Origin of the sequence: Rossellomorea oryzaecorticis (assembly GCF_045897515.1) — a bacterium.
GTDB lineage: Bacteria > Bacillota > Bacilli > Bacillales > Bacillaceae_B > Rossellomorea > Rossellomorea enclensis.
In genome coordinates this window covers 1-12,033 of record NZ_JBJOSA010000015.1, presented here as the reverse complement: position 1 = coordinate 12,033, position 12,033 = coordinate 1, and the positions used below count along the sequence as shown (strand labels likewise).

Genomic DNA, 12,033 nt, shown 5'->3' with positions numbered 1-12,033 from the left:
GAAAATGAGTAACGGAGTTTTCAATATCCCAACACCTAAAAATGAGCCTGGCAATACATATGCCCCAGGTACAAAAGAAAGAGAAACATTAAAGGCAGAATTAAAGCGCCAATCGGAAACAGTAGTCGATATCCCTGTGATCATCAATGGGGAAAACATTAAGACGGATTCAGTGAAGCAAGTCGTCATGCCGCATGATCATCAACATGTCCTTGCAAACTTTTCGCTTGCTGGTGAAAAAGAGCTGCGTGATGCTGTAGAGGCTGCAATGGCTGCAAAAGAATCATGGGCCAACATGCCGTGGCAGCACCGTGCATCCATTTTCCTGAAAGCGGCGGATTTGATCTCCGGACCTTACCGTGACGTCATCAACTCGGCTACGATGCTGGGTCAATCGAAAACAGCTTATCAAACTGAAATTGATGCTGCACAAGAATTAGCAGACTTCCTTCGTTTCGGCGTCGATTATGCAAACCAAATCTATCAAATGCAGCCGGATAGCATGAAAAATATCTGGAACCGCCTGGAATATCGTCCATTGGATGGTTTCGTATTGGCGATCTCCCCATTCAACTTCACGGCAATCGGCGGGAACCTGCCATCTGCCCCTGCCATCATGGGGAACGTAGTCGTTTGGAAACCGGCGTCAACTTCTGTACTATCAAACTACTACTTCATGCGTATTTTAGAAGAAGCAGGACTGCCTAAAGGGGTCATCAACTTCGTCCCTTCCCGCGGTTCACAAGTATCAGAGGTAGTCTTGACGGACCCTCGCATGTCCGGATTCCACTTCACCGGATCAACAAGCACATTCCAGACCATCTGGAAAAACGTCGGGGAGAACATCATGAACTACAAATCATACCCTCGTCTGGTCGGGGAAACTGGCGGGAAAGACTTTGTATTCGCCCACGAAACAGCGCAGGCAGACAAAGTGGTCGCTGCACTTGTCCGCGGAGCATTTGAATACCAAGGTCAAAAATGTTCAGCAGCATCCCGTGCCTACATCCCTGCAAGTATGTGGGAAGAAGTGAAAGCTGGCGTATTGGAAGAAACGGCCAAGCTTAAAGTCGGAGATGTCAGAGACTTCAGGAACTTCATGGGTGCGGTCATCGATAAACCGGCTTTCGATTCCATCACAAGCTACATCGACTATGCGGCAGATTCTGAAGAAGCAGAAATCATCGCCGGCGGCACGTATGATGATTCTAAAGGCTACTTCGTTCAACCGACAGTCATCGTGACAACGAATCCAAACTTCAAAACGATGACAGAAGAAATCTTCGGACCAGTATTAACGATTTATGTATACGAAAATGACCAATTGGAAGACACATTGACTGCAGTCGATACAGCGTCCATGTATGCATTGACAGGCGCGATCTTCGCACAAGACCGTGAAGCGATCATGCACCTTGAGCGCCGCCTATCAGGTGCAGCCGGTAACTTCTATATCAACGACAAACCAACAGGCGCCGTGATCAACCAGCAGCCATTCGGCGGTTCCCGCGGTTCCGGTACAAACGATAAAGCAGGCTCTGTCTTCAACATGATTCGCTGGACCAGCCCGCGTATCATCAAAGAAAACTTTGCGCCGACAACAGACATTTCTTATCCTTTCATGGATGAAGAATAAGATCGAAAATGGCGGTCTGAACGTCCGGTCCTGATGCAACATCATGGCGTCCGGATACAGACCATCTAAAAACGAATAAACTTCCAATGACAAAAGCTCCCCTGCCAACGGGGGGGCTTTTTCTTTTCATTCAAAAATTAAACGCTATAATAGGGGTAATAACTCTCGTGGAAAGGTAAGATCCCTATGGAAGCAAAAGATTTAATCCTCCAGGCAGAAGACATCCATAAAGCGACGGAACTGATCAGTTCAAAATTAGGCAACCCCGTCATCATTGAAAACAAAAATTTTGAATTGATTTCTTACAGTTCCTCTTTCGATAAATTCGACCAAACACAGCAAAAGACGATCCTCACAAAAAAATGTCCGATTTTCATCATCGACCGATTGAAAAAAGAAGGCATCGTTCACCGGCTTGAACATCAATCCAGTCCGATCCGGGTTCAACCGATGGAAGAGCTGGGGTTCCACCAGCGCGTCGTCATCGCCGCGAAGTATCTTGGGAATACGATCGGGTACATCTGGGTCCAGGAATCAGGTCATCTTCTCCAAAGTGAAGAGCTTGCCCTCCTTGAAGAGATCTCTCCTCACCTTGGAAATCTGATCAATGATATTTACGCGAAGGCAAATTTTAAAAAAGACAAAAAAGAAGAAGTATTATGGCGTCTCCTTCAGCATGAATATGGAAGCGAAAGCCAGCTGCGCCATGATGCATCACTCGTCAAACTGACCTTGCCGGAACGGTTCACCGTGGCCGTTTATTCAATTACATCGCCACAATATAAACCGATGCTCCACCATCTGGAGAGGCTCGTCCAAGAATCCGCCTTCAGCACAACGATCTACGCGTTGAAAACGGAATACCAGGTGATCCTCGTCCTCTACGGCAAAGCAGATAAACCATTATCATCACTGGAATTAGCCAGGGATCTTGCCGGAAAGGTCAAGGAACAAACAGGTGAAGAATTCTACAACTTCCTGATCGGGATCGGAAAAGAATACACCTCCCTCTATCAAATGAGAAAGAGCTTTCTGGAAGCGTCTGAGGTCATCGAAACCGCCAACTTTATCAGCCCGCGCCCAGAATCGATGCCGCGGGAATTCGCGCAACTGGGCATTTACCGGTACCTTCCTGCCCTCTACGAAAAAAACACATCAAAGGATTATTACAGCGACGACCTGCTGTCACTGATCAGAAATGATGTCAAAAAACAGACAGACCTGCTCCGGACACTCGAAGTCTATCTGAAGAACGACGGAAAGGGTAAACAGACCGCCAATGAACTGTTCATCCATCCCAACACCTTGAATTACCGGATCAAAAAAATCCAGGAGCTGACCACCATCGACTTCAACAACTTCAATATGAAAGTTTATCTGTATACTGAATTACTGCTGTTGAATAATGTGGAAGCTTATTATCAGCGGTATAAAGAGGCTTTGAAGGGGATTGAGTGATTGGGGTTGATGGGGGACGGTTCTCACCCTGCTAATTGGGGCGGGGCAGCCGTCCCCTGTTGGCCACTTCTCGTATACACCGTTGGGTATATAGAGGAGCGCAAACTTGGTTTTGATAATATATTTGTATTTTTTGATAATATATTGCTGATTTTTAATAATATAATGTGATTTTTTGATAATAAATTGTCCATTTTTGATAATAAAATTGATCACACACCCCATAATACCCCCGCTGACACTACAAATAACTGCACAATCGTGCCTTCCCTACTGGATTTTGACCAAAAACACAGGGAAATCCGGCCAAAAAGGTGAATTTCCCTGTCAAAATACATTATTTAGACCACTTTTTCGGGTCGCGGTACCTGTCACCACGACACGCCAACTACCTCAGACCATGTCCCGCCTCACTTCGGCAAATTCAACTGCCAAGAAACCCCAAACCTATCATTCAGCCAGCCAAACTTCTTGCTGAAACCATAATTCCCAACCGGCATGAGGGCCTGTCCGCCTTCGTCCAGCTTCTCATAAAGATGATCAAGCTCCTCTTCAGTATCACACGTCACATACAGCGAAAAGGAGGGTGTGAAAGTAAACTGATGTTTTATGTTGCTGTCTATGCACATGAATGCCTGCCCCTTCAAAGTGAATGTGGCCTGCATCACTGTCCCTTCATCCCCGCTATCATTCGCGCCGTATCGAACAATATCCGTGATTTCGGAGTCCTCCACAAGAGAGGTGTAGAAATTCATCGCTTCCTCTGCCTTTCCGTCTTGAAACATCAAAAATGGGGTGACCTTTTGCATAATAAATCTACTCCTTTTGGTTTTAAATAACCTTACAAAAATTGGATAATGCGTTATACTTAAATAGCGGCTGCTCCGAACACAAAAGGCAGCCTGCAAAAAAGGGGGCAGTATCATTGGTTAAGAAAAGCATCCCGTACCCTATCATCTATCTCTTGGCACTGACATTCTGGCAAGGTATCACAAATGGCCCCATCGAGTGGACAACCAATCTCAGCATTTGTTTTTTTATATTCCTGGCTATGTTGCTTGTGAATTGGACTAACAAGCCTTATAACTGGAAAAAGGATAAGGGAAAAACGCATTAAAAACAGCCTTGAATTCCCTATCCGTGGCTGTGGTCGGGATTGGGAACGCCGCCAGCCGTCACACTCACCTCAAATTAAACATACCCTTCCCATCCTCCATATTAATCGGCAATGATGAGTGTTCGTGGGTAATCAGCCAGGAGCCGTTCACCCGTTTCAGGCCAAAGGTAAACCGGTTGGTCATCTGGCGGAGTTTCTCATCAGTTCCTTCTTTGTAAGCAGCATACGTAACCGCACAATGAACGAATGCGAGATTCGTATTATCTTCCATCACAACATCCTCCACACTCACTTTCAGCACGTCGCCGTTTTCCTTCAAATCATTAAACCAGCCACAAACGTTATCCCTCCAAGCATCGATCCCTTTGCACTCCCAGCTCCCCCAGCAATCATAAATATGAACGTCAGATGCATACATTTTTAAAAAATTTCCGCTGTCCCTCTCGTTTACAGCCTTCTTGTAAGTTTCAAGCACTTCCTGGACGGTACCGATTTTTTCAGACATCATGTTCTCTCCCTTGCCGATTATTATTCAATCTGTTATTTCTTCCATACTGATCCCATGAATTCCTCCATTCCTGAGCTGCTTGTATCATGATCGGTCAAGAAACTGTGCCTCACCTAATGTTTGTTAATGTCTCATCGCTGCCTAAAACCAGTTCCCCTGATTCAGAGATCTTTCGACAAGTTGGTTGATAAACAGGAAAAGTGGAATGTATTTTTAAAAAGCTGCATGTAAATTTGAAAAGTGGAACGTATTTTCTGAAAGTGGCACGTAAATGCGAAAAATGGAATGTATTTTTATCAGGGGATGGAATAAACCGGGAGCTTGAACATGTTCTGACTTCAGATCGTCTACGTATCACCGGGTAAGGTCTCATTTTGAAGAAAATTATCAATAAAACCTTTCCAAACAAGCAAAAAGGATGGAATTTCATCCATCCTAAACGGAAAAGTTATTTCAGGTGCCCTCGTAGGCATCCTATCTACCTGTAAAACCAAATGCAGAAGTCTGAAAAGCAACGTGGACACCTTTCTAACGGTTTACTGGAACACCACTGTTTTTATACACCACCAGGTATCCAAACAGTCACAACCAAGTTTTGATAATATTTCTATTGTTGATAATATATAGTGATTTTTGATAACAAAAATAAGCCAGCGCCTATTAATACCCCCGATGACAACTGGAACGCCACCCTAAAATGGACACTCACAATCGTTGATACCGGATATTAACGAAACGTGACTGAAATTCGAACAAAAAGGTGAATATCCAACCCAAAATCTCACTTCCGACCACCAATTCCGGCTGGGTCAAGGTACCTGTCCCCCCGACCCGCCGCAAACATCCGCCAAACCACGCCAACGACCGTAGCACCCAGCACCCACTAATCAAACCTTGATCTTCCGCCCCTTCCAATTCACCGAATGAAATATATTCACCCTGATGAAGGAGTACAGATAGACCCCTGCAAAAAACACAAACAGTATCGGATAAAATGGGAAAACCGCCCATCTGAAGTTGCCGACCCTGCGGGCAAACCAGGCTGTTTGAAGCATATAGAGGATATACAGTGCTCCGCTGAAACCCAATGCTGCAGTGTCCGATTCAATGATGGAAGTTAGCAATGCCCCGGATGTGATGAAACTGCCGGCAATCCAGAAGATGACCATCAGCATGACGGCTGGATGGGTTGATTTTGAACCGACGGCAAAGCTTTTGCACCAGCCTTCGATGAGGCTGCCGAGGCCTTCCGGGTACATGCGCAGCGAGATGATTCCTTTGCCGCCAAGGCAGCGGACCGGGAGATCTTTTTCAAGAAATGCCTCTCCCAATGCGAGGTCATCCATGATGGCCCCTTCGATCCCCAAATGGCCTCCAGACAAAAAGTAATCGTCCCGGTTGCATAGAATGCACGGGCCGAACGAGCCGGCGGTTTTAAACCTTGATCCCCAGAGCGTAAATAGATTCATCCCCACCACGACGATGATGTTAAAGACAATCGAGAGATGTTCATACAAACGCTTCACTGTATGGAATGGCTGCAATGCCACGATCCCGCGGGCACCTTTTTCCTGATAAAAATATAGCAGATTGCTTATCCCATCCTCACTAGTGAAGCGAGTGTCCGCATCCAGGAACAACAACCAGCTCCCTTTTGCCCGTTCCGCACCGATCCAGCATGCCGAAGACTTCCCTGCCCCTGTATTCTTCAGGACCGTGGCACCGTACTTTTCCGCAACTGCCGCCGTTTTGTCAGTTGAGTCGTCATCCACCACCAATATTTCGAATTGCTTGAACCGCTGCTCCTGCAAGGATTGTAATAACGGCGGGATCCTGCCCTCTTCATTCCTGGCAGGGATGATGATGGACAGAAACGGGAGGCCGGCCGAATTTCTGTTTGAGAAACCGGGAACCGGCAAGGACCAGAACATGAGGATGCCGGTCAACACGGCCAGAAACCCAATCGCGAGACTAACCACTTCCGATGCTGTCATAAAACCTGCCTCCTTTCTGCGACCTCAATAATAAACCTCTTATCTTACTGAGTAATCATACATCTCCCCGGTATCGTCCTGGATAAGTTCCTGCGCGGCGATCCTTGCCGATAACAATACGATCGGGACACCGGCACCGGGATGGGTGCTGCTGCCGGTAAAGTACAGATTTTCACAGTGGGTTGCCTTGCTTTGCGGACGATAGTGGTTGCTTTGCTTCAGGATGGGCTGCAAGCCGAACGTCGCCCCGTTATAGGCATTGAATTTCGATTGGAAGTCGAGTGGTGTGGTACACGTTTCCGTTACAATCTCATTTTCGATGTTTTCAAACCCGCGGATCTTCTTCAGTTCATTTAAAATATAGCTTCGATAATACGAGATGGTCTCCTCGTCCCATTGATAGTCTGCTGCCGCTACATTCGAGACGGGCATCAGGATATACAAACCGTCCTTCCCCTCTGGTGCAAGGGAGGGGTCCATTTTTGAAGCGATATAGACATAAAAGGAGGCATTGGTCAGTTTCTTGCCGTCAAAAATATCCTCCAGATTCTGATTGAGGTTTTCATTGAAAATAAAATTATGTACATGCTCGATTTCTTCATATTTCCGGTCCATTCCGAGATATAAGAGAAAGCAGGAACAGGAGTATTTCATACTGTCGATTTTTTTATCGGTGAACTTCCCTTTCGCCCTTTTATCTTTGACCAAGTGTTTCATGGCGTAAGGAAAGTCTGCATTACAGACGACATAATCCGAAGGGATTTTCTGGCCCTCAACGATGATCCCGTCCGCCCTGCCATTCCCTATGCTTATTTCCTCAACAGCTTTCCCGTAATGAATGGTCCCGCCAAGTTCCTTGAAGAGGCTCTCCATCGCAAGAGCCATCGTAAACATACCGCCTTTGATGAACCATACTCCGTATAAAAACTGAATCATTGGGATCATCGTATAAAAAGACGGGCTTTTCAACGGAGAAATGCCTATGTATAATGTCTGAAAGCTGATCAGCTGCTTCAGCCGTTCATTTTTGATGAATTTTCCGATAAAAGAATCGGCCGTGTCGTACGGTTTCAGTTTCAGCGCTTTCTTCAGCATCGGAAGGTTGTAAAAATCAGACCTCTTGCGGAACGGCCGGTGGAGGATGTGATTCTTTGCAATGATGAACCGTTTGTAAATTTCATGCAGGTAGTTAAAAAAACCTGCCGTGTCCTCTTCGCTGATCGATTCAATCGTCTTGGTGAGTTCGGTTAGGTCCGAGGAAATGTCAAAGGGCTTGTCGGGAATGTCACTGAAATACGCGCGGTAAATCGGATCTAATTTTTGCATCGGAATATAATCGTCTGGATCGCGTCCGCATAATTCGAACAGTTCGCGGTACAGCTCAGGCATCATGACGATGCTCGGACCGAGATCGAATGTATAGCCATCCAGCTCGATCCGGTTCATCTTCCCGCCGGGTGTGGATCCTTTCTCATAAAGCTCCACCTGGTACCCCGCGTGCTGCAGTCTGATGGCACTGGCAAGCCCCGCGACACCTGCACCGACGACAATCACTTTTTTACTCATGTGCATTCCCCCCTCTCCAAAAACCCCACAACTTTTTCTCGTACCATTGTTTCCAATTATCCCGTATTACAACAACCGCTTTATCAATTTGATCAAATTTCCCCAGAATAAGGCGGGAATTCCCCGAACCAAGTCCGCGGATGAACGCTTCTATATCCGCCGCTTCATCGGTAATTCAGGGGCTTCCCCCTCCCCTTTCCGGTCATCAGGCAAGGGATGAATCCCTCTCCACAATTTTCCTGCCTACCAGCTGGCCGCTCAACGTAACCATCGGCATGCCGCCGCCCGGGTTCACTGTGCCGCCGACAAAATAGAGATTGTTATAGCGTTCACTCTGTTTCGGATGCTTGAATCCTTTATTCTTCTTTTTGTCCGACACGGTCCCGTAGATCGCGCCGCGGTCGGAGCCGTATGTCCTCCTGATATCTTCCGGGGTCCACATATCCCTGGTGACAATATTCTCGCGTAAGCCTTCGAGGCCCATTTTTTCCAATTTGATCAGGGTCCGCTCAGCGAATTGTTCATAGTCCTGTTGCGTAAACGGGTTCTCGTCCCGGATAAAAGGAATATGCGGCAGCACTTTTATATTTTCATGACCCGGAGGAGCCTGCGTCGGATCGGTCTTATTGACGTTGACCAGATAAATGACCGGATCCTTTGGCAGCTCGCGGCGATGGAAGATCGATTGCATCTGCTCCTTCATGTTTTCAGCAAAAAAGAAATTATGATGGCGCAGCTGCGGATAGCTTTTCTTCACGCCGAGATGCATGACGAGTCCGGAGCTCGCCGGCTCGAATTTCTTTTTCAATTTTTTAATATAATGGCTGTCTTCCTCCAGCAGTCTCTCGTAAACCGGAATGACTTCCATATTGGAAACGAAATAATCCGCCGTCAGCATGGTCCCGTCTTCCAAAACGGCCCCCGTGATCTCGCCGTCCTTTTTTTCAAGTTTGACGATCGGCTTTCCAAGATGGAAGTTGACGCCCACTTCTTCAGCCAGCTTCACGAGTCCGTCCGCGAGCTTGTTCAAACCGCCGGGCACATACCACACACCCTGGTCATGCTGCATGTAAATCATCATATTCAACACGGCCGGAGCATCGTAAGGGGAAGAACCGACGTATTTAATGAAATAGGAAAGCATATCGCGGAATTGCTCATTGCTGATCCGTTTATCAATGGCGCCGTGGACCGTCGAAAACAGATCAAAGTTCTTGATCGCACTGAACAGGCCCGTATGCTTCATGATCTCCCTCGTCCGGTCGACACCATGCTGGAAATAGGTCTTATCAGTCATGTCATAAAGCGTTTTCGAATAATCCAGCAGATCCTGATATTCTCGGATATCCTTTTGGGTCAGGGAAGGATTCTTCTCCAGCATGTCCGTCAAATCTACATATAAGTCTATGACATTCCCATCCGGAAAAAAGGAGCGCCACTGATGATCCAGCTTCTCGATCCGGACGTAATCCTTCATCGATTTCCCGCTCGCTGCAAACAAACGCTCAAAAATCTGCGGCATCGTCAGGATGGACGGTCCGAGATCAAAGCCGAAACCATCTTGATCCAGCCGGTTCAGCTTCCCGCCGATGTGGTTATTTTTTTCATATAAGGAGACGTCGTATCCGGCCTGTGCCAGTGAAATCGCCGCCGACAGTCCGCCGAGTCCGCCTCCGATGACGAGTACCGTTTTATTTTTCATCCGTTAACGCACCTCCTTCTCCATTGATACTGCCTTTATGCAAATCCTTGTACCCGCCGCTTTTTCCCTCATAAAATGTAAAAACCGCTTGCCCATGCACTGTGTCCATATCGGTCTCCTCCTGATCCCTCTCCAGATCGTTGAAATCTGTTAAACGGCCCTGTTCAGCCTTTTTCTGATGCTATCAAGTCTGTATCCTCAGCCCTTATTTTATACCCTTGTTCTCCTTCAAAAAACTTTGGGTGTGTTTCAACTTTCCTGTGTGCCGGCCGACGCTTTGATTTTTCCCGTGATCAACCGCCAAGCCTCTTCCGCCTTTTCTTTCGGCCCCATATGGGTGAATGCATGGGCACACTCCGTGAACAGCTCATCCTGAACGCTCACCCCTGCCATTTTTAATTTCTCCACATAACATTCGGCTTCCGGCCTGAAGGCATCGAATTCAGCTATAAGGATGAGGGCCGGAGCCAAACGCCCGTTCACCTCTGCACGAACCGGGGACGCAAGGGGATTCTCTGCCTGCTCCTTGTCCGGCACGTAACACATGCTGATGAACTGAGCCACCTGAGGATAGCGGGCACGCCACTTATCCGGTTCCGGCTTATCCGCATGCGGTGTGACAAAATCCAGCATCGGGCAGGACAGCACCTGCAGCAGCGGCTGGTCGTCCCCTTTTTCTTCAAGGTAAAGACAGAGGGCTGCGGCGATATTCGCACCGGAACTCTGACCGCCGACCATGATCTTCCCGGCATCGATCTTCAATTCCCCGGCTTTCCCCTTCACCCACTTGAGAATGTCATAGCCCTGATGGATCGGTTTCGGAAAAGGGAACTCCGGCGCCTTCCCGTACTCAACATTGATCACCACGCACTCTGCCTCGTTGGCCAGAAAGCGGCAATAAGGGTCATCAAGCTCCTTCTTATTCATGATGAACGCCCCGCCATGGAAATTGAAATAAACAGGATACCTTTCCTTCCGTGCCCCGAGGGGATAATAGATGGAAATGGGAGTGAGTGCAACGGACGTTTCAACCACCATATCCTTTTTCATCTCAACATCCTGACGGGGAATCATCGGGTTTTTCAGCGCTTTATCTGGGAGGAGACGCAGAAATTTTGCAATAACAGCATGGAACATAGGCTGACCTCACTTTTCAAATTACTTTTAGTATGTATTCAACGGGGGTGGGGTGGAAACCTGCTTTGTGGTTTGGCTGGGGTTAGAATTGGTATACGGTGCCGGTTACTAAAAGGGGCTTCGAAGAGGATTTGATAATATAATGGGATTTTTGATAATAAGAGGGTTGTTTTTGATAATATATGATGGTTTATAAAAGTATGTGTAAGGTCTTTTTCTAGACAATAGAAAAAGGACAAAGTACTCTCTGAATATCACCACAATAATCGAGAGGAGTCCTTTGTCCATGCTTAATGATAACATAAAAAACCTTAACCTTTCTAGTATGTTAGAGTCCACCATGAGAGAAGTCTTGAGAGAGAAATTGGAATTCATTCTTCAAGAAGAGATTAAAGAGGTCCTTAAAAATGAACCTGTGGGAGAAGACAATTCTCGGAATGGATACTATCATCGTACGCTCGATACCGTCTATGGACGTGTCGAAGACCTTGATGTTCCGCGGGATCGGAATGGCGAGTTCCAGACGGAACTCTTTGAACCGTACAAACGCAGAATGGTAGCTGTTGATGAGCTGGTCATTCAGTTGTATCGTCATGGCGTTGGCGTTCGTCAGGTCGGCAAAATTATGAAAAGCCTGCTTGGAGACTCCTATTCGCCAGGTACCATTTCAAATGTAACGGATACCGTTCTTAAGGATATTCGGGAATGGCAGAAACGTCCTCTCAAAAAGAGGTATTGTGCCCTTTATCTTGATGCGCTCTTTGTCAACGTCCGGCGTGACACGGTTGGAAAAGAAGCAGTCTACATCGTCCTTGGTATCTCGCCGGAAGGACATCGCGAAGTGCTGGGCTTTTATATTGGGGGCAGAGAGTCGTCTAACGGGTGGAGTGAAATTCTGAATGACCTTCGTGAACG

General features: G+C 47.0%; 9 protein-coding genes. 3 read left to right on the top strand and 6 right to left on the bottom strand.

Features of this window, described 5'->3' with window-relative positions:
* Positions 1 to 4 precede the first annotated feature (4 nt).
* Positions 5 to 1,636, top strand: a complete 1,632-nt coding sequence (gene pruA, locus ACKA06_RS15690) for an L-glutamate gamma-semialdehyde dehydrogenase (RefSeq protein WP_032086137.1) — start codon at positions 5 to 7, stop codon at positions 1,634 to 1,636.
* 186 nt (positions 1,637 to 1,822) lie between these two features.
* Positions 1,823 to 3,094 (top strand): PucR family transcriptional regulator, encoded by a 1,272-nt coding sequence (locus ACKA06_RS15685; protein ID WP_032086056.1) that lies wholly within the window; start codon positions 1,823 to 1,825, stop codon positions 3,092 to 3,094.
* Between the two features lie 410 nt (positions 3,095 to 3,504).
* Here the strand turns inward: ACKA06_RS15685 and ACKA06_RS15680 are convergent, their stop codons facing one another.
* The 6 genes from ACKA06_RS15680 to ACKA06_RS15655 all read right to left on the bottom strand — a co-directional run bounded on the left by ACKA06_RS15680 (position 3,505) and on the right by ACKA06_RS15655 (position 11,118).
* A complete protein-coding gene (locus ACKA06_RS15680) occupies positions 3,505 to 3,903 on the bottom strand; it encodes a VOC family protein (RefSeq protein ID WP_214873471.1) in 399 nt (132 codons plus the stop codon).
* A 372-nt stretch (positions 3,904 to 4,275) separates the two neighbouring features.
* Positions 4,276 to 4,716 carry a YybH family protein gene (locus ACKA06_RS15675; protein WP_214873469.1) on the bottom strand — a complete coding sequence of 147 codons (441 nt, stop codon included), beginning with the start codon at positions 4,714 to 4,716 and terminating at the stop codon, positions 4,276 to 4,278.
* An 890-nt stretch (positions 4,717 to 5,606) separates the two neighbouring features.
* The gene (locus ACKA06_RS15670; protein WP_411160078.1) at positions 5,607 to 6,713 is read right to left on the bottom strand and encodes a glycosyltransferase family 2 protein; all 1,107 of its coding nucleotides are present in this window, start codon (positions 6,711 to 6,713) and stop codon (positions 5,607 to 5,609) included.
* 39 nt (positions 6,714 to 6,752) lie between these two features.
* Entirely contained in the window at positions 6,753 to 8,279 is a 1,527-nt protein-coding gene (locus ACKA06_RS15665; RefSeq protein ID WP_411160077.1) for a phytoene desaturase family protein, read from the bottom strand.
* 205 nt (positions 8,280 to 8,484) lie between these two features.
* The gene (locus tag ACKA06_RS15660; protein ID WP_198258202.1) at positions 8,485 to 9,981 is read right to left on the bottom strand and encodes a phytoene desaturase family protein; all 1,497 of its coding nucleotides are present in this window, start codon (positions 9,979 to 9,981) and stop codon (positions 8,485 to 8,487) included.
* A 249-nt stretch (positions 9,982 to 10,230) separates the two neighbouring features.
* On the bottom strand, positions 10,231 to 11,118 hold the full coding sequence (locus ACKA06_RS15655; RefSeq protein WP_198258201.1) for an alpha/beta hydrolase: 888 nt from the start codon (positions 11,116 to 11,118) through the stop codon (positions 10,231 to 10,233).
* 286 nt (positions 11,119 to 11,404) lie between these two features.
* Between ACKA06_RS15655 and ACKA06_RS15650 the strand changes: the two genes are divergently transcribed.
* Positions 11,405 to 12,033 (top strand): IS256 family transposase (locus ACKA06_RS15650; RefSeq protein WP_456153946.1); only part of this gene is annotated, 629 nt, incomplete at its 3' end.